Source organism: Methylobacterium marchantiae (assembly GCF_042679825.1).
GTDB classification, from domain to species: domain Bacteria; phylum Pseudomonadota; class Alphaproteobacteria; order Rhizobiales; family Beijerinckiaceae; genus Methylobacterium; species Methylobacterium marchantiae.
Map to the genome: position 1 here is coordinate 1 of NZ_JBHTND010000032.1, position 22,483 is coordinate 22,483.

13 protein-coding genes are annotated in these 22,483 nt (G+C 69.4%); 8 read left to right on the forward strand and 5 right to left on the reverse strand.

Annotated elements, in window-relative coordinates; translation table 11 throughout:
* The first annotated feature begins 476 nt into the window (after positions 1-476).
* The 5 genes from ACFQ4G_RS18500 (at position 477) to ACFQ4G_RS18520 (ending at position 5,155) form a co-directional block, all read left to right on the forward strand.
* The gene (locus tag ACFQ4G_RS18500; RefSeq protein ID WP_238208122.1) at positions 477-704 is read left to right on the forward strand and encodes a hypothetical protein; all 228 of its coding nucleotides are present in this window, start codon (positions 477-479) and stop codon (positions 702-704) included.
* Positions 705-712: 8 nt separating this feature from the next.
* On the forward strand, positions 713-1,612 hold the full coding sequence (locus tag ACFQ4G_RS18505) for a DNA/RNA non-specific endonuclease (protein ID WP_238208123.1): 900 nt from the start codon (positions 713-715) through the stop codon (positions 1,610-1,612).
* A gap of 26 nt (positions 1,613-1,638) precedes the next feature.
* Positions 1,639-1,923: a hypothetical protein gene (locus ACFQ4G_RS18510; RefSeq protein ID WP_238208124.1), complete on the forward strand. Its 285-nt coding sequence runs from the start codon at positions 1,639-1,641 to the stop codon at positions 1,921-1,923.
* Between the two features lie 326 nt (positions 1,924-2,249).
* The gene (gene ettA / locus ACFQ4G_RS18515; RefSeq protein WP_238208125.1) at positions 2,250-3,902 is read left to right on the forward strand and encodes an energy-dependent translational throttle protein EttA; all 1,653 of its coding nucleotides are present in this window, start codon (positions 2,250-2,252) and stop codon (positions 3,900-3,902) included.
* A gap of 389 nt (positions 3,903-4,291) precedes the next feature.
* The gene (locus ACFQ4G_RS18520; RefSeq protein WP_238208126.1) at positions 4,292-5,155 is read left to right on the forward strand and encodes an outer membrane protein; all 864 of its coding nucleotides are present in this window, start codon (positions 4,292-4,294) and stop codon (positions 5,153-5,155) included.
* A gap of 255 nt (positions 5,156-5,410) precedes the next feature.
* Here the strand turns inward: ACFQ4G_RS18520 and ACFQ4G_RS18525 are convergent, their stop codons facing one another.
* The 3 genes from ACFQ4G_RS18525 to ACFQ4G_RS18535 are packed head-to-tail and all read right to left on the reverse strand — an operon-like array spanning position 5,411 to position 8,394.
* On the reverse strand, positions 5,411-6,265 hold the full coding sequence (locus ACFQ4G_RS18525) for a formyltransferase family protein (RefSeq protein WP_238208127.1): 855 nt from the start codon (positions 6,263-6,265) through the stop codon (positions 5,411-5,413).
* Positions 6,262-7,032 (reverse strand): SDR family NAD(P)-dependent oxidoreductase, encoded by a 771-nt coding sequence (locus tag ACFQ4G_RS18530; protein ID WP_238208128.1) that lies wholly within the window; start codon positions 7,030-7,032, stop codon positions 6,262-6,264. The genes ACFQ4G_RS18525 and ACFQ4G_RS18530 overlap by 4 nt, the downstream gene beginning before the upstream one ends.
* Positions 7,033-7,086: 54 nt before the next feature.
* The gene (locus ACFQ4G_RS18535; protein ID WP_238208130.1) at positions 7,087-8,394 is read right to left on the reverse strand and encodes a capsule biosynthesis protein; all 1,308 of its coding nucleotides are present in this window, start codon (positions 8,392-8,394) and stop codon (positions 7,087-7,089) included.
* Between the two features lie 286 nt (positions 8,395-8,680).
* On the opposite strand from ACFQ4G_RS18535, the gene ACFQ4G_RS18540 reads away from it, so the two are divergent.
* The 3 genes from ACFQ4G_RS18540 to ACFQ4G_RS18550 all read left to right on the forward strand — a co-directional run bounded on the left by ACFQ4G_RS18540 (position 8,681) and on the right by ACFQ4G_RS18550 (position 13,096).
* Positions 8,681-10,204, forward strand: coding sequence for a capsular polysaccharide export protein, LipB/KpsS family (locus tag ACFQ4G_RS18540; protein ID WP_379040798.1), 1,524 nt, complete (start codon positions 8,681-8,683; stop codon positions 10,202-10,204).
* A complete protein-coding gene (locus ACFQ4G_RS18545; protein WP_238208132.1) occupies positions 10,201-11,700 on the forward strand; it encodes an LTA synthase family protein in 1,500 nt (499 codons plus the stop codon). Before ACFQ4G_RS18540 ends, ACFQ4G_RS18545 begins: the two co-directional genes overlap by 4 nt.
* Positions 11,701-11,926: 226 nt before the next feature.
* Entirely contained in the window at positions 11,927-13,096 is a 1,170-nt protein-coding gene (locus tag ACFQ4G_RS18550) for a polysaccharide biosynthesis/export family protein (RefSeq protein WP_238208134.1), read from the forward strand.
* A 108-nt stretch (positions 13,097-13,204) separates the two neighbouring features.
* Here the strand turns inward: ACFQ4G_RS18550 and ACFQ4G_RS18555 are convergent, their stop codons facing one another.
* Positions 13,205-14,578 (reverse strand): aminotransferase class I/II-fold pyridoxal phosphate-dependent enzyme, encoded by a 1,374-nt coding sequence (locus ACFQ4G_RS18555; RefSeq protein ID WP_238208136.1) that lies wholly within the window; start codon positions 14,576-14,578, stop codon positions 13,205-13,207.
* 71 nt (positions 14,579-14,649) lie between these two features.
* Positions 14,650-22,065 (reverse strand): type I polyketide synthase, encoded by a 7,416-nt coding sequence (locus tag ACFQ4G_RS18560; RefSeq protein ID WP_238208138.1) that lies wholly within the window; start codon positions 22,063-22,065, stop codon positions 14,650-14,652.
* Positions 22,066-22,483 lie beyond the last annotated feature (418 nt).

A 22,483-nucleotide genomic window follows, 5' to 3' on the forward strand; every position in this document is an offset into this window, starting at 1 on the left:
ACGGCGTCCGCAACACCCTGAAGCGCGCTCTCGGGAAGCAGACGAAGCGATGACGGTTCGTCAAGCCCGTCGAGGATCGAGGTTTCTATCCGTGACAATGGCCCACTCACTTCTTTGAATCGGATATCCGATCGACAGAACGCCCCGCCTGCCGCTATCGGCTTCGGGCAGGGACGCCGACGATCTCGGCTTCGGCGGCCTTTCGCGCGACGCGGCCGCCATGACCGCTGCGCATTATAACGCCACCATCGGTCAATACCACGCCGACATAGCAAGTCTGCAGGCCGCGTCCCAAGCTTTCGAGCCTCGGGACGGCCGACCGAGTTAAGGATTTGTGGCCGATCGATCAATGTCGAAGAACGGTTTTTCCGTCATCGACGACTTCGCCGGGAGCCCCTATGGACCGCTTTTTCCACATGCCTGCGCTGGTGTGGCTGGCTCTCGCGGCCAGTGTGACGCTTTGTCCGGAACGATCGATGGCTTCCCCGCTGGCAGGGTCCGTGATTCCAGCCGGCGCCTCCGTGCCGGCGCCGGTCTTCGAGTTCAGGCTGCCCTGCGACCGGCTGGATGGGTGCCAAAACCCCGGCTCCTCGCAGCAGCCGGACCGCCGGGTCCACCCCTTCGAGGGGACGCTCGGCCGACCCTGCGCCTATCGCTGGAGGCCGACCCCGTCGGGCACGCGCAAGGTCCGGGTCTGCTATTGAGACGGGCGATGCGGCAGCGCAGAGGGGCCTCGGCGGCGGCATGCCTTCTGGCCGGCCTCGTCGCCCTCCCGGCCGAGGGCCTCGCGGGTGTCGCCTGTCCCGCCCTGTTCGCCCGCGGACAGGCACCTGTGCTCGTCAACCTCAAGCTCGCCCGAGACACGACGAGCCTCTGCTACGAGGCCTTCGCGGTGCTGCATTCGGGCGTGTCGCGGACCCCGGTCTACGCATCGGAATCGCTGACGCGGGCGAGCATCGCCAGGGCACGGACCATCGACCGGACGGATTCCTTCCACGAGGAGGAGCGCCTGCCGGAGACCGCACGCGCCAGGCTGGACGATTACGTCCGCAGCGGGTTCGACCGCGGCCACATGGCGCCGGCCGGCGACATGCCGAGCGGCGCGGCGCAGGCCGAATCGTTCAGCCTCGCCAACGTCGTACCCCAGGATCGCGCCCTGAACCGGGGCCTGTGGGCGGCGATCGAGGAGAGCGTCCGTCGCCTCGCCGTGGCGAGGGGGCACCTCTTCGTCGTCACCGGGACGATCTATGCGGGCAGCGCCATCGACTCCCTGGACGGGCGCGTCCTGGTACCGACCTCCCTGTTCAAGGCGGTCTACGATCCGGCGCGCGGCGAGGCGGCGGCCTATCTCGTGGCCAACCGGGCCGATGCGGAATGGCGGTCGGTCCCGCTCGGCGAATTGACGACGGTCTCGGGGATCGACGTCTTCCCGGGCGTCACCGCCACGGTGATGGACCTGCCCGAGCCGCGCGCCTATTCCCGGGGCGACAGCGCCGGCGGGCGGCCGAAGGGGCGTGCCCGCGAAGAGCCGAGCTTCGAGGAATGGGCGATCGCCACGCTGCACCGGATGGCGCGACGCCTGCTCCGCGACGTGCTGAGATCGATCTTCTGAGAGAGCGGGCGAGAGGGGAGGCGGATGTGACACAAACGATCGAGACGGGCGCGGCGCCCGCGGCCTTCACACCCTTCGCGGACGAGGCCGCCGTGGAGACCATCGGCGGCCTGTCGCTGGAGAACGGGGCGGCGTCGATCGCCATCCATGGCAGCCTGGACCTGACCCGCGACAGAGCGGGACTGGAGCGGGCCCGCAGACTCAAGGCCGTCGCGGAGACCATTGTGGCGGCCCTCGAAGCGGCCGACCTGCCCGACGAGGCGCCGCAGACGGCATCGAATACGAGGAAGGTCGAGAACCCCTTCGCGTAGACCGTCCCGGCCCTGGCCCCGGCCCGAGGCCGCGCAGAAGGGCGGATTTGCGCTCTCTCCGGCATACCCGTTCTTGCATACCCGTTCTTGCCGCTGACCCGCCGCCCTGGTACTTCCAGCCCTCGTCTCACGCGGTGCGGTTTCGAGGACGGCTCGCCGCCATCCGACGCCGCCGCACGCGGGACGGCCCGGGCGGACCGGAGCAACGCGCGCCGCTTTTCATGGCGCGCGACCTCCGCGGCGAGCCCCACCCACGCCATTTCCGGCGGCCGATCCAGCGCCCACGCGCCAAGCCGCCCAGCAACAGTCAAGGATACCGGACGCTCATGGCGCGCGAATTCATCTACCACATGAAGGGTCTCACCAAGACCTATACCGGCGGCAAGAAGATCTTGGACAACGTCAACCTGTCGTTCTACCCGGACGCCAAGATCGGCGTGCTCGGCATCAACGGCTCGGGCAAGTCGACCCTGCTCAAGATCATGGCCGGCATCGACACGGAATGGACCGGCGAGGGCTTCGTCGCGCAGGGCGCGCGGGTCGGCTACCTGCCGCAGGAGCCGCAGCTCGATCCGAACAAGTCGGTGCGCGAGAACGTGATGGAGGGCGTGGCCGAGAAGCAGGCGCTCCTCGACCGCTACAACGAGCTCGCCATGAACTATTCCGAGGAGACGGCGGACGAGATGACCGCCCTCCAGGATCAGATCGAGGCCAAGGACCTCTGGGAGCTCGATTCGAAGGTCGATCAGGCCATGGAGGCCCTCGGCTGCCCCAGCGACGATCAGCCGGTGGCGACCCTGTCGGGCGGCGAGCGCCGCCGCGTGGCGCTGTGCAAGCTGCTGCTCTGGGAGCCGGAACTGCTCCTCCTCGACGAGCCCACCAACCACCTCGACGCCGAGACGGTGAACTGGCTCGAAGGCCATCTGAAACAATATCCCGGCGCGATCCTGATCGTGACCCACGATCGCTACTTCCTCGACAACGTCACCGGCTGGATTCTCGAGCTCGATCGGACCCGCGGTTACCCCTACGAGGGCAATTACTCGGCCTGGCTCGTCCAGAAGCAGAAGCGCCTCGCCCAGGAAGGCCGCGAGGACATGGCCCGCCAGCGCGCGATCAACCGCGAGCAGGAATGGATCTCGGCCTCGCCCAAGGCCCGCCAGTCCAAGTCGAAGGCCCGCATCACCCGCTACGACGAGCTGGTGGCCAAGCAGAACGACAAGATCGACGCCTCGGCCCAGATCGTCATCCCCATCGACGAGCGGCTCGGCAACAACGTCATCGAGTTCGACCACCTCAACAAGGCCTTCGGCGACCGCCTGCTGATCGAGGACCTGTCGTTCAAGCTGCCGCCCGGCGGCATCGTCGGCGTCATCGGCCCCAACGGCGCCGGCAAGACCACCCTGTTCAAGATGATCACCGGGTCGGAGAAGCCCGACGGCGGCACCATCTCCGTCGGCGAGACCGTGCATCTCGGCTACGTCGATCAGTCGCGCGACGCCCTCGATCCCGGTGCCACAGTCTGGCAGGAGGTCTCGGGCGGCAACGACATCATCTATTTCAACAAGCGCGAGATCAATTCCCGCGCCTATTGCGCCGCCTTCGCCTTCAAGGGCTCCGACCAGCAGAAGAAGGTCGGCACCCTGTCGGGCGGTGAGCGCAACCGCGTCCATCTCGCCCGCACGCTGAAGGGCGGCGCCAACGTGCTGCTGCTGGACGAGCCCACCAACGACCTCGACATGGAGACCCTGCGGGCGCTCGAAGAGGCGCTGGAGGATTACGCCGGCTGCGCCGTCATCATCAGCCACGATCGCTGGTTCCTGAACCGCATCGCCACCCACATCCTCGCCTTCGAGGGCGAGAGCCACGTGGAATGGTTCGAGGGCAACTTCTCGGATTACGAGGAGGACAAGAAGCGCCGCCTCGGCGCCGACTCGCTGATGCCGAAGAAGATCAAGTACAAGAAGTTCTCGCGCTGACGCGGTGAAAGAGGGCCGGCCCCCTCCCGCAGCGGAGGGGATCCGGCCCGGATCACCGGCGAGAACAGGCGATGCCGCATCCCATCTCGGGGAAAACGGCATCGGATTTGCCTTCCCGATCCTGCGATGAAGCGGGATGCTCGTCGGGACACGTGCGGTGTCGTCGATGAGCGTAGCGTCGAGGGAAAGTCGATCGACGGCGAGTGCTGGTACGATAGCTTGGCCATAGCGGCCTGCCGATGACATCATCTCGGACGACGCGCGCCGAATCTCAGGTGATGGTCGGTCTGTGCCCATTTCTACGCCAGGGTGTGGCTCGCCGGTCATAGCTGGGCCGCCATGGAGGAGCTAGTTTGACCGCAAGGTCAGCTCCTACGGACAATCCCATCATGATCGCGAAGCTTCTTCTCGCCGGCACCGCCTCGATCCTCCTCGCCGGTGCCGCCTCGGCCGCGGATCTTCCGCGCCGCGCCGCCCCGCCGGTCTTCGTTCCCGTCCCGGTCTTCACCTGGACCGGCTTCTACCTCGGCACGCACAGCTCCTACGCCTGGAGCGACAACCAGACGATCCGCACCACCGGCAACGAACTCAACACGCGTGACAACGTTACCGCGAACCGTCGCCCGGGCACCTTCCGCTCCGAGCAGGACGGCATCGGCAATGTCGGCGGCGGCGTCGGCTACAACTATCAGTTCACCCCCGGCTCGGGCTTCGTGGTCGGCCTCAACGCCGACGTGACCTGGACCGACATCAGCAAGAGCTACGCCTATTTCGGCCCCAGCAGCACCGTCGGCGGCCCCCTCAACCCCGCCAACCTGCGCCAGCGCCTCGACTATCTTGGCACCGTCCAGGGCCGCGTCGGCTACGCCTTCGATACGGTCCTCGTCTACGGCACCGGTGGCTTCGCCTACGGTAACGTCAATTACGGCGCCAACTTCTTCAACGGCGCCGGCGCCCTGGCCTATGCCGGCCGCTACAACGACATGGAGACCGGCTACGCCTATGGCGGCGGCGTCGAATGGGCGATCCCCACCGACAGCTTCCTCAACCGCTTCAACTTCATCGGCAGCTTCATCGGCGCCAGCGCCATCACGCTGAAGGCCGAGTACCTGCATTACGACCTCGGCAGCCGCAACGTGCTGGTGAACAACACCGGCCTCGGCGCTCCCTCCACCGGCTCCTACACCTCGCGCTTCAGCACCGAGGGCAATCTCATCAAGGCCGGCTTCAACTACAAGTTCGGCGGCCTCTGAGGTCTCCGAGCGCCGAAGCGGATCGCGCTTCGGCCGTATCTGCGAGAACGACAAGGCCCGGTCCTCAGGATCGGGCCTTGTCCGTTTCCGGCGCGTCGTCCCCACCGATGCCAGCGCGGAGCAGATCGCCGATGCGACGCCGCGTCCACGCATCGCATACCGGACCGTCCCGGCCGAGCGGATCGGATTGCGGCGGGCATGCGTCGATCGCGTCACCCTCTGAAGAGCGCCGCCGGGGCTCCGTCCGGTTCGCGCTCAGACGGTCGCGTTCAGCCCCAGTGCGGCGCGCAGGTCGGCTCCGTCGACGAGCTTTCGTCCTCGGCGCGCGAGGCCGGCCAGCAGGACCCGGTCGGGGAAGGGACAATAGGGCAGGGGCTCCGGCACCATCCCTTCGCCGAGGGTGCCCGATGCGAGAGCGCCGAGCACCCGGTCGAGCAGGATGCGCCCGCGCTCGTGCAGCAGGATCGCGGCACCGGTGGCCGTGATGCCGACCGGCAGGTCCGGCGCCTCCTGGGCGAGGATCGCACCCTTGTCGATGGCGGCGGTCAGGCGATGGATCGTGACGCCGAAATCGGGAACCTCCTCCGCCAGCGCGTGGATCGTCGGCACCGGCCCGCGATGGCGCGGCAGCATTCCGGGATGGAGATTGAGCCCCCCGAGCGGCGCCAGCGCCAGGGTCGCGGCCGAGAAGATCTGGTCGAAATGGAAGGCGAGGACGAGATCCGGGGCATGGATCGCGAAGGCTCGGGCCACCTCCGGCCCGTTCACGTCGTCGACACGCAGGGTCGGTATCCCGCGCGCCCGGCACAGGGCCTTGAGCGGCGTCGCCGCTGTCTCGTCCCGCGCCCCGGTCAGGCGCCGCAACATCCCCGATGCGGGCGCCAGGAGGTCCGGCAGGCCGAAATTCACCGCGAGATAGGGCAGGAAGGCCGGGCCGGAGCGGGCGAGGTGACGTCGGACCTGACCGGTGAGGCCGCCGGAATTCGGCCGTTCGGCATTGGACAATCCGACGAAGGCGATGTCGTCGGCGTGGTCCTCTACGAACCTGCGCACGGCCCGGGCGTTCGGCAGCGCCTCGAGGACGAACAGCGCGATGCGCGGGCGCGTCATCGCCGGCTGCGCCCGACCTTGAACCGGAAGCCGCGCATGCTCCGCCGACGCAGGCCTTCCGGCAGCAGGGCCGATCCGCGTGCGAGAGAGGCGAGGGGCTCGGGAAAGGCGATGATGTCGAGGTCGCGGGCGAGGCCGCGCGCGATGCGGAGAGCCGCCTCCTCGGCACTCATCTCCATCGGGCGCCAGCCCTCGTAATCCCCGCCCATGGTCGTCTTCACGTAGCCGGGCGTCACCACGTTCATCCTGACGCCGCGGGGCCCGAGTTTGGCGCGCAAGGCCAATCCGTGGGCGAGGAGGGCCGCCTTGGTGCCGCTATAGGCCGGCGCGTCGGGCAGCGGCGCGAAGGCCGCGAGCGAGGAGATAAGCGCGATCTGGCCGCGTCCGCGCGCGAGCATGAGGGTGACGCAAGGGAGGGCGACGTTGAGCGCGCCGTTGAGATTGACGTCCACGGTCTCGAACGCCATCGCCTCGGTCTCCACCTCCCCGCCGGGATGCCCGCCATTGATGCCGGCATTGACGATGACGAGATCGAGGGGCGAGGCCGCGTCCGTTTCTCGCATCCACGCGGCGACGGCCGGCCTGTCGCGCACGTCGAGGGAGCGCGTGGCGACGGACGCACCCTTGGCGCGGCATTCGGCGGCGACCGCATCGAGCCTGTCGAGGCCGCGCGCATTGAGGACGAGGTGCGTGCCGGGCGCGGCGTAGTGCCGGGCGAGGGCGGCACCGATTCCGCTCGAAGCGCCGGTGATGAGGATGACGGGCATGGCGCCGGTTCTAGACCATCGGCCCGCCCGGAGGGAACCGAGCGGGCCGCCGTGTCAGTAGACCGGCGCGAGTTCCGGTGCCGTCGTCGTGCGCTGGCGAACCGCCTGGGCCGCGGCCAGGGCATGCGCGGGGAGGCTGGCTTCCAGGCGCAGGACGCTGCCCGCCACCGCCCGGTCGATCGACGGGCGCGAGAAGAAGCCGCCATTCACCTGGGTCCGGTGCAGGACGACCCGGCGGAAATCCGCCACGAGCTGAGCGTCCGGAGTTTCCGGCCGCATCCAGAACGTGTCGAGTCCGCCCTGATGGGTGAGGCCCGGGAGATTGTAGATCGCCTCGCCGGCCGCCAGGGTCGGGCGACCGAGTTCGAGCGACAGCATCCCGACGGTGCTGTTCACGAGCACGACGCCCCGGCTGCCGGCGATGAGGTTCGGCAGGTCGCCGCCGTCGATGAAATCGAGCCGCGCGTCCACCCCGTGGCGACGGGCGGAGTTGCGGGCGTGCTTGCGCCAGTTGACCAATCCGCTGTCGAGGGGGTGAAGCTTGATCAGCAGCCGGGCCGTGGCGGAGGCGTGCACGGCGAAGGAGGCGATCACACGGTCCATGAACCCCTCGACCCCGAGGAAGGGCGAGTGGATGCGGATCTGGTAGTCGCTGTCGAGCTGAAGCGGCAGCAGGAAGTACTCCGCCTCGCGCTCCAGATAGATCTCGTTGAGTTCCTGGGCCTGCCGCCGCGTGCGGCTCCGGCTGGCGAACTTCCTGATCCAGCCGACATACTCGGCCAGGACATGGATCGGCCGATGGCTGCGGAAATGCGGGAAGAAGTAGGGGAACCCGATATTGGCGACGTTGTAGGCCACATCCCAGAGACTGCGCCGGGCCATGTCGCCGCTGGCCGGCATCGCACGTCCGGCGCGAGGCAGGCGGCGGGCGATGGCGCGGATCTCGTCGGGATCCCGCGGCAGCGAGGAATGCCCGTTGACGCCGCCGAGCTCGCAGGTGACCCAGTTCGGCCGCAGGTAGCCCTCCTCGAAGACGTGGACCCGGATGCCGAGGGGCCGTGCCGCCTCGCGCGCCGCCACGTGATAGGGCCTGCAATCCCCGAACAGGATGATGTCCGTCACACCGTGCTCGACGATGTAGCCGGCGATGTAGGCGTCCCAGCCATCGCGCGGGCCGCGGTAATTGTCCGAGGCGAGGCGCCAGAACAGCCAGTCGCCCGAGGAGAAGTTGATACGCCGGACCTGATGGCCGCGCTTGAGCAGCGCCCGGCCGAGATCAGCGAAGAAGGGCGAGGCGATGCCCTGCAGGAACAGGAACGTCGCGGGCCTCTCGCGTGTAGGGTCGACGCGTGTCGGCAGCATACGAAAGTGCTTGCTCCTGCGCCCGAACCGGGCGTTTCGAATGGGCACGTCCCACCGTGATCGCACGGATGGTGCAGCGCGGCAATTGCTCGGATCGCCCTGTCAGGCGGAATTTCTGGCGGCGTGATGTGTCTGCAACAAGGCATATCCACAGAATCCACAAGCTGGCGCGGCGAGGTGCGACGGGACCGAGCCGGGAGCGGCCCGGGCCCGGCGGGATCGAATCGCCTGACGCAGCGGATCGTCGTATGGCTGCGCCCACCCCGAACCGGATTCGCCCCAGCACGTGTCCCGCCCTTCGCCGTTCTCTCCACGCGCAGCGACGAATCCGCCGCGGAGGCTGCTGGCCACGTGCCGGACCATCCGTGCGCTGCGGGGGCAGATCGAATCCGCCACCGGCCTCGTCTTCGGCCGGGTCTGGGCGAAGGGGGCGACCGGCGTGGTCTGGGAGCGCGGCGGCCCGGTGGCATCGGGCCTGCGCCTCGCCGGCCGCCAGATCCTCACCGTCGCTCCGGGCCCCCTCGTCAGCCCCTACGATTCGCCCGGAAACGGCCTGTCCAGCCTGCGCCTCGCCCTCGACGGTATCCCGTTCGGGGGGACGGGGGGAATCCACACCTTCGATCCGTGGACGCGCCGGCCGATCCCGTTCGACGCGTGCCGGGACAAGGTGGCATGGCTCGAAAGCCGGTTCCGTGACAACGCACGCCCCACCGTGCTCGTCGGGATCTCGCGCTGGAAGCGGCCGGCCCTCGACGTCTTCGTCACCGGCCCGGCGGGCGCGCCTTTCCACGCCATGGATGCGGAGGATGCGGTCGCCCAGGCGAGGTCCCGCAATGCCCGCATCCTCGCCTGGGCGACGCGGATGCCCGAGCGGCTGCCCTCGCTCTGCGCGGAACACGGCATCCCCCTGGCGCGGATCGAGGACGGGTTCCTGCGTTCGGTCGGCCTCGGAGCGAGCCTGCAGCCGGGCGCCTCCATCGTCGTAGACGATAGCGGCATCTATTACGATCCGCGCAGCGAGAATCGCCTCGCGCGGATTCTGAAGACCGAGATCGTCCCGCCGGAGACCATCGCGCGGGCGGCGGCCCTGCGCCGTCTCGTGGTCGAGCGGCGCCTGACGAAATACAATGTCGGCCTGGCCGGCGATGCGTCGGACTGGCCCGACGACCGGCGCATCGTGCTGGTGCCGGGCCAGGTGGAGGACGATGCCTCGGTGCGGCACGGCTCGCCGCATGTCCGCTCGAATCTCGAGCTCCTGCGCGCCGCCCGGGCCCGCAACCCGAAGGCCTTCCTCCTCTACAAGCCTCATCCCGATGTGGAGGCCGGCTTCCGCCCCGGCGCCATCCCGCAGGCCGACGCCCTGGCGCTGGCCGACCGGATCGTCGCCGGCCTCTCCATCGTCGATCTCCTCGACCGGGCGCATCACGTGGAGACGATGACCTCGCTGGCGGGGTTCGAGGCCCTGATCCGCGGTTTGACCGTGGCGGTTCATGGGCGCCCCTTCTACGCCGGCTGGGGCTTGACCGAAGACCTCGCACCCGGCGCCGACCGGGGCAGGCGCCTCGCCCTCGACGAGCTCGTGGCCGGGGCGCTGCTGGTCTACCCGCTCTATCTCGACCCCGTCGCCATGAAGCCCTGCACGGCCGAGCAGCTCCTCGACCGCCTGAGCGAGAGCCGCGAGGCCGCACCGCCGTCGCGGCTGGCCCTCGGCCGCGGGGCGCAGATCGCCATGCGCCTGCGCTACGCCGTGCTGAACCCGATCGTCCGCGTGGTCCGGGCGCGACGCGGGATCGGGCGGGACGAGCGATGACGCTCCTCGCCGCCCTGGCGCTGGCGCTCCTCGGCTCCTTCGCCATCGAGGCATGGGACGGCGCGGGAGACCGGCCGGTCGGACGACGCCCCGGCGAGATCGCCCTGCGCCTCGCGGGCTACGCGCTGCTCACCGCCTTCTGGTTCTGCTTCTCGTGGCGTCCCTGGCTCGCCGCCTTCTCGTGCCTCCTCACCGTGGCGATCCTCGTCGTCGTCAGCCGGCTGAAACACGCGGTGATCGGCGAGCCTCTGGTGTTCAGCGATTTCGCCCTGCTGAGGCAGGTGCCGCGCCATCCCGATCTCTACTACACGCGCCCCCTCACCGACCCGCGCATGGCCGTTCCCATCGCGGCGAGCCTCGCCCTCGTCGCCCTGTGGTATTGGCTGGAGCCCGCCGCGCTGCCCGAGGAACCGAGCGTCGCCCTGGTGGCGCTCATCGGACTGCCCTGCCTCCTCGCCGGACTGGCCGCGTCCCTGCGCTCCGGAACGCCGGCGCGCCGGCTCGCAGCCTGGTTTCCGCGCCCCGACCTCGACGCGGATTGCGCCCGCTACGGGCTGCCGGCGACGATCGTCGCCTACACCCTGCGCTGGAGGACCGAGCCGTCCCCGGAGACCGACGGAGCGGACGGCGGGAAGACAGATCCGGCGCCGGTCGTGGTCGTCGTCCAGCTCGAATCCTTCGTCGATCCGACCCGCCTCGACGGGCCGGCCCTGCCGCTGATGGAGACGATCCGCACCCGTGCCCTGCGCCACGGCCGGCTGGGTGTCCCGGCTCACGGCGCCTACACCATGCGGACCGAGCACGCCGTGCTGACGGGACGCGCGCCGGAGAGCCTCGGCTTCGGGTGCTACGATCCCTATCTCAGCGGCGGGGGCGACGAGCCGGCGAGCCTCGCCCGGCTGGCGCGGGCGTCCGGATACGCGACCCTGTTCGTGCATCCCTTCCATCGCGACTTCTTCCACCGCGCCGCGGTGATGCAACGACTGGGCTTCGACCGCCTGGTGATGGAGGAGGATTTCGCCGGTGCTCCCCGCATCGGTCCCTATATCGGCGACGAACACCTGGCGGAGCGGATCCTCGCCGAGGTCGAGGCGGCGGCCGGGCCGGTCCTCGTCTTCGCAGTCACGATGGAGAACCATGGCCCGTGGAAGCCCGGCCGGCTCGACGGGATCGCCGATCCGCTGGCCCAGTATCTCCATCACGTCGCCCATACCGGCCGCGCCGTCGAAGCCCTCGTCGCCGGCCTGGAAGGGCGCGACGCGATCCTCTGCGTCTATGGCGACCACGCCCCGTCCCTGCCGAACTGCCGGCCGGGATTCGGTGAGACGGCCACGGATTACGCGGTCTTCCGCTTCGGCGCCCCCCGGTCGAGGCCCGAGCGCGCGGACATCACCGCCGATGCCCTCGGCCGATTTCTCAGGACTGTCGTCGCCGGGCACTCGTCAGAAGAGAGCCGGATCGGGTATCGCAGTCCCAGGGTCATGACACGAACGTGACCGGGACGAACGGGCGCATCGTTCCGACGATGCGATAGGAGAGCGATCGTTAAAACGATCGCAGAGATTTCGCGCTAGGACGGGTGGTCCATCCGTGCCGATCGGCTTCGCGCCGGGCGGACCGGCCGGTGACCGAGACCGGCGCCCGAAGGGCGGTGCGTATCTGCCGACCCGAGACGTGATCCGACAAGACACTCGTCGTGGGGGCGGGTCCGAGGAGAGTTCGATGTTTCCCAAAGCCACGCTGGCCGTCGCCATCGCCGTCTCAGTGTCCGGCTGCAACGCCTTCCTGCCGGCCGCCGGCCCCTCGACCTCCTCCGTCGTGGGCGGCGCGGATCAGGCGACGAGCGAGGGCACCTTCGCCCGCTACGAGTTCATCGAAGTGAATTCCGCCGTGGTCGAGGCCATGCGCGGACGTCCCCTCGACAGCCTGCTCTCCTCTTTCGGCGATCGGCGGATGCCGGCCGAGCCGGTCATCGGCATCGGCGACGCGGTGGCGGTCTCGGTGTTCGAGGCGGGATCGGGCGGTCTCTATTCCGGCCCGCTCACCGTCAATTCGATGTCGGCGGGCTCGAAGGCGGCACAGCTCCCCGAGCAGGTCGTTTCGCGCGACGGCGCGATCTCGGTGCCCTATGCCGGGCGCATCAAGGTCGCGGGACGGCGTGCCCAGGACGTCCAGTCGCTGATCGAGACCGAACTCGCCGGCAAGGCGATCCAGCCGCAGGTCATCGTCACCGTGACCCGGGCGATCTCGCAATCGGTCACCGTGGGCGGCGAATCCATCGGCGGTGCCCGCGTCCCCCTCGGCGCCCAGGGCGACCGCATCCTCGACGTCATCGCCGGCGCCGGTGGCGTGAAATCTCCGGTCAACGAGACCTTCGTGCGCCTGTCTCGCAGCGGCACAACCGCGACGGTGCCGCTGACCACGGTGGTGTCGAACCCGAAGGAAAACATCTACCTGCGCCCCAATGACAACCTGACCCTGGTGCGCGACCCGCAGACCTTCCTCGCCATCGGCGCCCTCGGCGTGTCCAACGAGATTCCGTTCCAGGCCGAGGGCATCACCCTGGCCCAGGCCCTGGCCAAGGCGCGCGGCCAGAGCGATGCCGACGCCGATCCCACCGGCACGTTCCTGTTCCGGTTCGAGCCGGCAGCGGTCGTGCGTCGTCTGAGGCCGGGAAGCCCGCTCCTCGGCACGCCGCTGGTGCCGGTGGTCTACCGGTTCGACATGCGCGATCCCAACAGCCTGTTCCTCACGCAAGCGTTCCGCATGCGCAACCGCGACATGATCTACGTCTCGAACGCGCCGTTCACCGAGATCAAGAAAGTCCTCGCCGTCTTCGCCGCCGCGGCGACACCGATCACCACGGGCGTCCGCGTAGGCACGGCTTTCTGAACTCACAGAGCCTCGGTCGGCCGATCGGTCTTCGGGCGGATAGACGAAGGAGGAGCCGATATCGGCCACGCCCCGTCGACGACGAAGCGGGCCGATCCGGCCGGAGCCTCAGGGTTTGCCGCGCTTGGCCATCAGCTGCTCGATCAGCGAGCCGCCCTTCTCGATCTCGGCGAGTTCCTCGGCCACCGCCGTCACGGTCTCGCGGATCTGCTCCGGCGTATGTTCGGAGGTGATGAAGAAGCGCAGGCGCGAGGAGCGCTCGGGCACCGCCGGGTGGATGATCGGCTGCACGTTGATGCCGCGCTTGTAGAGACGGTCGGACAGGGTGACCGATTTCAGCGAATCCCCGACGATGACCGGTATGACGGCGAGGCCGAGGCTCGTGCCGGTGTCGAGCCCGTGTTTCTTGGCGCAGGACAGGAACAGGTGGCCGTTCTGGCGCAGGCGCTCGACCCGGTGCGGTTCGGCCTGGAGCAGGGCGAGGGACGCATCGGCGGCGGCGGCCAGCGGCGGAGAGAGGCCGACGCTGTAGATGAAGCCGCCGGCCGTGCATTTCAGGTACTCGATCAGCGCCGCCGGCCCGGCGATGTAGCCGCCGCAGGAGGACAGCGTCTTCGACAGGGTGCCCATCCAGATGTCGACGAGGCGCGAGTCGACGTCGCAATGCTCGGCGAGGCCGATGCCGGTGCGTCCGAGGACGCCGAGCCCGTGGGCGTCGTCCACCATCAGCCAGGCGTCGTAGCGCTGTTTCAGAGCGACGAGACCGGCGAGGTCCGGCGCGTCGCCGTCCATGCTGTAGAGCCCTTCCACCACGATCAGCGCGCGGCGGTGCTCGTGGCGGGTGGCGCCGAGGAGGGTCTCCAGGGCGTCGAGGTCGTTATGGGCGAAGGACCGGCGCTGGGCGCCCGAGAGCTGCGCCCCGGTGACGATGCTGTTGTGGCACAGCGAATCGTGGAAGATCACGTCGGCCGGCTCGAGAATCGCGCCGATGGTGGTGACGTTGGTGGCGTGCCCGCTCACCATCACCACGCAGGCCTCGGTCTCGTAATGGTCGGCCAGCGCCTGTTCGAGGCGCAGGTGACCGGGGCGCTCTCCGGCGACGATCCGGCTCGCCGAGGCCGAGGTGCCGTATTCGTCGATGGCCCGGCGCGCCGCCTCGCTCACGTCCGGATGCCCGTTGAGGCCGAGATAATCGTAAGATGAGAAGTTGACGAAGCCCTTGCCGGCGATCCGCGTGGTGGCGCCGGCCCTGGTCTCGTGGACCCGGAAGAACGGGTTGCCGAGGCCGATCAGGTCGGCCGCCGAGCGCTGCAGCCGCAATTCGCGGTAGCCCGGCAGGGATTCGAACTTCTGCACCGAGGCGTCCGTCGCCTTCGCCTCGGGGCGCGGGGCCGCCTGCCGATTGGCGTTGCGGCCGAGCCGGTTGGTGACAAAGCCCGCGAGCGCCGCGCGGCCGCCGTCGGGTCGGGCTGGATTACTCATGCCGATGGAATCTTCCGATTTCGGTGAAGCGGAGCGTTTCGTGAAGCGGAGTGGCTATCGCGCCGATCCTATCACGGCAGGATTTCTTTGATCTGCAGGCTGTTCTGCTCGACGAGCTCGTGGAACGGCTCGAGGGTGCGCACGTCCACACCCTCGCTGGCATGGCGCTGGGCGAGGCTCATCACCGCCGCCGAGGCCTCGTCCACGGGGGCCGCCACCGACTGGATCAGCGTCTCCGCCAGTTCCACCACGGTGAGGCCCGAGGAGATGCCCGAGGGCGGGGCGTCGAGGGCGAAGCGCTCTTGCAGGCTGGCGCCGAGCTCCACCCCCATCAGCGAGTCGAGGCCGATCTCGGAGAGATGGCGCACGCGGCTGATGTCGTCCTTGGGCAGGCGCAGGATGCGGGCGATGTCCTCGACGATGGCGTCGGAGACGGTCTTGCGCACCGTGTCCAGATCCTCGGTCTTGAGCAGGCCGCCGATGTCGATGGCCGTCACCGTACCGGCCTCCGCCTGCTGTTCGGAGCCGAGATCGCCGTAGCTCGGCGAGCGCAGGGTGGCGAGGCGCTCGCGGGCCTTGCCCCAATGCATCGAGGCGATGGCGAGAACGGCGTCGTCGGGAGACGATCCCTGTCCCTCCAGCGCCTCCGCCATCAGGTCGAGGGAGCGGCGGGCGTCCATCGGCGTCACGCCGACGCGGCCGGCCAGGGTCTCCATCACCGCGCGGTTGCGGGCGAGCACGCCGACATCGCCGATGGCGCCCCAGGCCACGGCGAGCGCCGGAAGGCCCTGCGCCCGACGACGGCGGGCGAGGCCCTCCATGAAGCCGTTGGCGGCGACATAGGCGCCCTGGCCGGGATTGCCGATGAAGGTCGTGGCCGAGGAGAACACCACGAAATAATCGAGCTCACGGTCACGGGTGGCGGCATCGAGATGCTCGGCGCCGACGACCTTCGGGCGGATCACCGCGTCGAGGGCATCTGCGTCGAGATTGGCGATGAGGCCGTCCTGCAGCACCATCGCCCCGTGGATCACGCCCGCGAGCCTGCGGCCGTCGCTCTCGACCTCGTCGAGAAGGTCGTCCACCGCCTTGCGGCTGGTGATGTCGCAGGCCATCGCGGCGACGCCGATGCCGCGGACCGCGAGATCGGCCACCACCTGCTTGGCCTCCGGGCTCGACGCGCCCTTGCGACCGACGAGCACGATGTGCCGGGCGCCCCGGTCGGCGAGCCAGCGCGCGGCCTCGATGCCGAAGCCGCCGAGCCCGCCGGTGACGAGGTGCACGCCCTCGGCCGAGACCGTGAAATCCGCCTTGCGCGCGACGGCGATGCTGCCGGGCTTGGGCGGAGCGATGACGATCTTCCCCACATGCCCGGATTGCTGCATCAGCCGGAACGCGTCGGAGACCTCGTCGGCGGTGAAGGGCTGGAACGGCAGGGGCTTGAGGCCGCCTTCCGTGAACAGGGCCATGACCTCGCGGAACAGCCGCGCCCCGTCCTCGCCCTGGTGCTGGAGCACCTGATCGAGGTCGACGCCGAAATACGACAGGTTCCGGCGGAACGGGCGCAGGCCGATATGGGTGTTGGCGACGTAGTCGCGCTTGCCGAGTTCGATGAAGCGGCCGAACGGCTTGAGGCAGTTGAGGCTGCGCTCCATCGCCTCGCCGAACAGGCTGTTCAGCACCACGCCGACGCCGTCGCCGGTGATGCGGCGGACCTCGTCGACGAAGGCGAGCGAGCGGGAATCGAGGACGTGCTCGGCGCCGAGCGCCTTCACCAGGGCGCGCTTCTCGCGCGAGCCGGCGGTGGCGATGACGCGGGCGCCCTTCAGCTTGGCGATCTGGAGCGCGGCGAGGCCGACGCCGCCGGCGCCGCCATGGACCAGCACCCATTCGCCGCGCCGCAGGCGGGCGCAGCTGACGAGGCTGTAATAGGCGGTGAGGAAGGCGACCGGCACCGTGGCCGCCGCCTGGGGATCGAGGCCCGGCGGGCTCGGCGCCACCACGAGCTCGGGCACGACGATATGGGTCGAGAATCCCGACTGGGCGAAGGCGACCACGGGATCGCCGACCTTGAACGCCGCGGCGCCCTTGCCCACCGAGACCACCCGGCCGGCGACTTCGAGGCCGAGGCGAGGCCCGGCGAAGCCATCCTCGAGGATCTCTTCCGGGAGCATCGAGAGCGCCCAGAGCACGTCGCGGAAGTTGAGGCCGGTGGCCTCCACCGCGATCTCGACCTCGCCGCGTCCGGGGGCGCGACGCTCGGCCGGGCCCCAATGCATGTCGTTGAGGCCGCCGGTGGCGCTGCGCTCCAGGCGCGCGGCCGGGGCGGGCACGGCATCGACGGCGGGGCGGCGCGAGAGCTGCCCCGGCGAGAACCGGATCACGCGGGTCGCGTCCACGTCGAGGACGATCTCTGTCTCGGTGGTGCCCGACAGGATCACGTCGCGCAGGCGCTCCGAGGCGAATTTGGTCGGCATCGCCTGGGCGAGGTCGATGCGGCGGATGTCGAGATTGGCGACCTCGTTGGCCAGCGTCCGGGTGAAGGCCCAGAGGCCGGATTCGACAGCTCCGTCGGACGTGCCGTCGTGGCGGGTCGCGCCGGGGCACACCACCCACAGGCGGGTCTGGCGGGGACCGAGATGATCGACGCAGCGCTTGAGGCCGAGGCAGCGCTCGCGCAGCCGGTCGGCGGCCTCGCCGCCCGTGCCGAAGGCCCCGGCGAGAAACACCACGGTATCGGGCGTCTCCCGCTCGAGTTCGAGCAGCGACTGTTCGGAATCGAGGATGATCGAGACATGGACGCCGGCCGCGACGAGGAGCGTCGCCAGCGACGAGGCGGTCTCCGCCGCGTGGGAATCCCGCGAACCGATGATGAAGGTGAAGGTCTGGCCGGAGGAGGCCTTCGCCCGTACCGGCGCCTCGGCGAGGAACAGGAGATCGTCGCCGTTGGCCGAAGCCGCCCGGTCGACGGCGACGCGGACGAGGCCGGTCTCGCTGAGCGCGCGCTGCCAGCCGGTGATGTCGTCGAGGCGCCCCAGGGGCATCTCGTCCACGCCCTCGAACCAGTCGGGCATCAGACCGAAGACGAGGTCGCGGAACAGGGAGGCGCCCGGCTCCACCGCCAGCAGGAAACCGCCCGTGGCGAGGGCGTCGGCGATCGGGCCGAGGAGCCCGCGCCGGGTCCGGTGCAGGACGTTGCTCGCCAGGATCGCGTCGAAGCCGCCTTCCGTCAGCTCGGCCTCGTCCTCGATGACGGCGACGCCGCGGGGCAGGGCGAGGCGGGCGCGCTCGGCGAGGCGCCGGTCGGTCTCGAACACGGTGAGATGTGCGGCGATGCCGTCGGCGATCGTCGCGGCCTGGGCCGAGAGCGGACCGAACCCGACCTGCAGCAGGCGCAGGGACCGGTCGGTGGGCAGGTCGGCCTGCGCCGCCCCGAGGATGCCGGCGATCACGTCGGACGAGGCGCGGGCGCTGGCGCTGCGCAGGACGAAGGCGTCCAGCGCATTCTGCGACAGGGCCGGGAGGCTCGAAAGGTCACCCGCCAGGAGGCGCGCGACCACGGCGCCGAGATCGGCGGTGAGCACCAGTTCGGCGGAGAGTTCGGGATGATCGGCCGCGATCCACCGCATGATCTCGTCGGGAGACGGCAGGGTGACGTCCTTGCGCAGGGTCCAGCGCGTCCCGTCGAGGGTGGCGAGCCCGCTGCTCTCCAGGGCGTAGAGGGCGTTGAGGAGCCACGGCCGCATCGCGTCCGGCACGCGCCCGTCGATGGCGACGGTGCCCGAGCGCTGCAGCCCCTCGGCCATGCGATAGGCCAGCGCGGTGGCCCAGCCTTCCAGGAGCAGGTGGCCCGGCGACAGCGTCGCCTCCGCGGGGGCGAGCGCCGCCTTGACGCCGGGACGGACGGCGTCCGCGATGCGGGCCCGGCGGTCGAGGGGGATCGCGGTGGGCTCGGTGGCGAGTTCGGACCTTTGCGCGATGGCGTAGGCGGCCAGATCCTGGCCGGACTTCGCGCGCAATGCCTGGAAACGGCCCTCGCGCAGGGTGGCGATGACCTCGCCGTCCTCGTCGACCAGGGTGAAATCCGCGAGGATGCTGCGCTCGTTGCAGCGCCGGGTGCGGATCATCGCCCGCGCGATGACGGCGCCGGGCCGGATCAGCCTGATCTCGCCGAAGCGCACCGGCACGTAGGCCTTGGTCGACCCTTCGCCCATGAGATCGGCGAAGAGCAGGATCAGCCCGTGGAAACAGGCGTCGAGCCGCGCCGGCACGAGGCCGAAGCGGAGATCGGGTTCCGCCGGTTTCAGCTCGGAGACGATGATCGTCTCGTCGATTCGGGCGCTGAGGGCGACCTGGCGGAAGCTCGGTCCGAAATCGAGGCCGGACGCGGCGGCCAGGCGATAGAGCCCCGCCCCCTCGACGGCGTTCTCGGCCGGCAGTTCGACGACCTCGCGCGGCCGCTCCGCGAACGTGCCGTCCACGATCTTGGCGGAGGCGTGCAGCTGCCAGCCCGCCTGAGTCAGGCGCGGCCGGCTCAGGATCTGGATCTGGTTGCCGCTGCCCGAGAGCCGCACGGCGACCTCGCGCAGGGCGTCCTCGCCGAAGACCATCGGCGACTGGATCTCGAATTCGGCCAGCACCACGTCGTCGCTGCGCATGGCCTCGCGGGCGACGCCGAGCGCCATCTCGATGAAGGCCGCACCCGGCAGGATCGCCTGACCGTCGATGCGGTGGTCGTCGAGCTCGGGCACCGTCGCGATGTCGAGATGGCCGTTCCATTCGAGCCCGTCCGGCGACAGGCGCGACCCGTAGAGCGGATGATAGGGGCGGGGGGTCGCCGCCCCGACGCCTTCCGAGGTCTCGGCGAGCCGGAAGGGCCGGCGCTGCCACGGATAGGACGGGAGCGCGACGTCGCCCTGCGGGTTCTCGCCGAACACCGCCGCCTCGTCGATGGCCGCGCCGTGGACGAGGGCGGAGGCGAGGGCGCGGGCGAACGGGTCCGAGCCGACCGGCTTGTTGGTGAGCACGCCGACCGTGGCGTTCTCGATGCCGAGGGGCTCGATGCAATCGCCGATATGCGGGAGCAGGGTCGCGCGCGGGCCGACCTCGACGAAGATGCGGGCGCCCTTGCGGGTCGCTTCCTGGACCGCGTCGCAGAAGCGCACCGGCTCGCGGATGTTGCGCCACCAGTAGCCGGCGCCGAACTGCGCGCCGGGCAGCACGGCACCGGTGACCGTGGACACCATGGGAATCGTGCCGGCATGGGGCTTGAGGCCGGCGAGGTCGCGCAGCAGCGGCTTCTCGGTCGGGTTCATCAGCCGGCCGTGGAAGGGATAGGCGAGGTCGAGCTTGCGGCCGCGCCGGCGCTTGCGCGCCAGTGCCTTCATCGCCGCGTCGATCTCGGCGGCCGGGCCGGCGACGGTCACCGCCTTCGGGCTGTTGTAGGCGGCGATGTCGAGGCTCGGATAGTCCTTCAGGAAGATCTCGATCTCCTCCACCGGGGCCAGCAGCACCGCCATGGTGCCGAGGCCCCGCGTCGTCTCCTGGTGCTGGCTGCGGTGGAAGATGACCTTCACCGCCTGTTCGAGGCTGAGGATGCCGGCGCCCTCCGCGGCCGCGATCTCGCCGACGCTGTGGCCGAGCATGTAGGACGGGACGAGGCCGGCGGCCTTCAGGGCCGTGGTCGAGGCGCTGGAGATCGCGAAGATCAGCGGCTGCGAGACCCGGGTGAGGACCATGCGCTCGGCGAGGTCCTCGGCGAACAGGGCCTCCTTCAGGGACCAGCCCGAGATCTCGGCGAACAGACCGTCGATCCGGTCGAAGGCCGCGCCGAACACCGCGTTGCGCGCGTAGGCCTCGCGGCCCATCCCGACCCACTGGCTGCCGTTGCCGGAATAGACGAAGGCGACCTCCGCCTGACGGTCGACGGCGGTGCCGACGCGGGCGATGTCGGTCTCCTCGGCATCGGCCACCGCGCGCAGGGTGGCGGGCAGGTCGGCATCGAGGGGAATGGCGAGGCGGCTGGACAGACGCTCGCGCCGATGGGCGGCGGCGGCGGCGATGCGCACGGTCTCGCCCTCATCGGCCCGTTCGAACCGTTCGGCGTAGTCGAGGGCGAGCTCGTTGAGCGCGGCACGGCTCTGGGCGGAGAGGAGAAGCAGTTCCGGCGCGCGGGGCGCGGATGCCTCCTCCGCAAGCGCCGGTTTGCCGTCCGTGAGGATGACATGGGCGTTGGTGCCGCCGAAGCCGAACGAGTTGACGCCGGCGAAGCGCTCCGCCCGGCCGCGCGGGAGCGCCAGCGGCGCGGTCACCACCGCGAGGTTCAGGTCGGTGAAGGGAATGTCGGGATTGAGTTCGGCCGCGTGCAGGGAGGGCGGCAGCAGGTCGTGCTCCAGGGCGAGGCTCGCCTTGAGCAGGCCGGCGAGCCCGGAGACCGGCTCGGTATGGCCGATATTGCTCTTGATCGAGCCGATCGGCAGGGGCTCCCGGCGCGGCCGGCCGATCTTGCCGCCGATGGCGCCGGCCTCGATCGGGTCGCCCACCTGGGTGCCGGTGCCGTGCGCCTCGACGAAGGCCACCGCATCGAGGTCGATCCCCGCCTCGCGGTAGACCTGCTCCAGCAACGCGCCCTGTGCATAGCCGGAGGGCAGGGAGATGCCGGTGGTGCGGCCGTCGGAATTGATGCCGCTCGCCGCGATGACGCCGCGCACGGCATGGCCGTCCCGCGCCGCGGCACGATCGGATTTCAGGACGAGGACGACGCCGCCCTCGGACCGGACGTAGCCGTCGGCATTGGCCGAGAAGGCCTGGCACAGGCCGGTGCGCGACAGCATCTGCGCATTGGAGAAGCAGATGAAGTTGAACGGGCTCGCGAGCAGGTTCACGCCCGCCACCACGGCGGTGTCGATGCGGCCGCTGGCGATGGCGGCCACGGCGGCATCGAGTGCCACCAGCGACGAGGAACAGGCCGTGTCGACGGTGAAGCTCGGCCCCTTCAGGTCGTAGATGTAGGAGATCCGGTTCGAGAGGATCGAGAGTGTGTTGCCGGTGGCCGCATAGGCGTCGCCCGACGAGGTGTCGAGGACGCGCAGGTTGCCGTAATCGAGGGAGGAGGCGCCGACGAACACGCCGATGCCGGTGCCGGCCACGGCCGAGGGGCGCAGGCCCGCATCCTCCAGGGCCTCCCAGGTGAGTTCGAGCAGGAGCCGCTGCTGCGGGTCCATCTGCTCGGCCTCGCGGGGCGAGATGCCGAACACGCCGGGATCGAACGACCAGATGTCCTCGAGAACGCCCGCCGACCAGGTGTAGCTCTTGCCCCGCTCCTGCGCGCGCGGATGACCGAACCGCTCCAGCGACCAGCGATCGTCCGGGATGCGGCCGACGGCGCAGCGCCCCTCACTCAGAAGCTGCCAGAGGCCTTCGATGCTGGGGGCTCCGGGCAATCGGCAGGAGCGGCCCACGATGGCTATGTCTGTACGTTTGATCACGTTCGATTCGCACACGCTCTTGAACGAGGACGCCTCCGCCATCCGACGGATCGGCTATCTCCCCGACCCTTAATATGCGGCCAGAACCGTGTCCAACCCGTGGCAGCGTTGCTGCAGTACGAAGACTTTGAGAGAATCAAGCATTGGACAATCTCCGATATCCATAAAAACCACACAGCAACCGTTAAAATCCATTTTCAGGCAGAAACACAATTTCCATTCGTAAAAATACAACCGATAAATTGCATTTTCGTTCATTTATCGTGAAGAGTAGCATAAAAATAAGAATTCTATCTCGAGATGTCTTGTTTTATTCAATCACAAATATCATCTTCGCTATGGTTCGGCCGTCACGCGCTTCATACATCGTCGCATTACATGATAAAAATGAATTTTCGAATTCACTGTCTCGTTTATC

Excerpts from the sequence above, each read along its gene's own strand:
- ACFQ4G_RS18500 (WP_238208122.1), top strand. The coding sequence starts at position 477 with ATGGCTTCCCCGCTGGCAGGGTCCGTGATTCCAGCCGGCGCCTCCGTG.
- ACFQ4G_RS18505 (WP_238208123.1), top strand. The coding sequence starts at position 713 with ATGCGGCAGCGCAGAGGGGCCTCGGCGGCGGCATGCCTTCTGGCCGGC.
- ettA (WP_238208125.1), top strand. The coding sequence starts at position 2,250 with ATGGCGCGCGAATTCATCTACCACATGAAGGGTCTCACCAAGACCTAT.
- ACFQ4G_RS18520 (WP_238208126.1), top strand. The coding sequence starts at position 4,292 with ATGATCGCGAAGCTTCTTCTCGCCGGCACCGCCTCGATCCTCCTCGCC.
- ACFQ4G_RS18525 (WP_238208127.1), bottom strand. The coding sequence starts at position 6,265 with ATGACGCGCCCGCGCATCGCGCTGTTCGTCCTCGAGGCGCTGCCGAAC.
- ACFQ4G_RS18530 (WP_238208128.1), bottom strand. The coding sequence starts at position 7,032 with ATGCCCGTCATCCTCATCACCGGCGCTTCGAGCGGAATCGGTGCCGCC.
- ACFQ4G_RS18535 (WP_238208130.1), bottom strand. The coding sequence starts at position 8,394 with ATGCTGCCGACACGCGTCGACCCTACACGCGAGAGGCCCGCGACGTTC.
- ACFQ4G_RS18545 (WP_238208132.1), top strand. The coding sequence starts at position 10,201 with ATGACGCTCCTCGCCGCCCTGGCGCTGGCGCTCCTCGGCTCCTTCGCC.
- ACFQ4G_RS18550 (WP_238208134.1), top strand. The coding sequence starts at position 11,927 with ATGTTTCCCAAAGCCACGCTGGCCGTCGCCATCGCCGTCTCAGTGTCC.
- ACFQ4G_RS18555 (WP_238208136.1), bottom strand. The coding sequence starts at position 14,578 with ATGAGTAATCCAGCCCGACCCGACGGCGGCCGCGCGGCGCTCGCGGGC.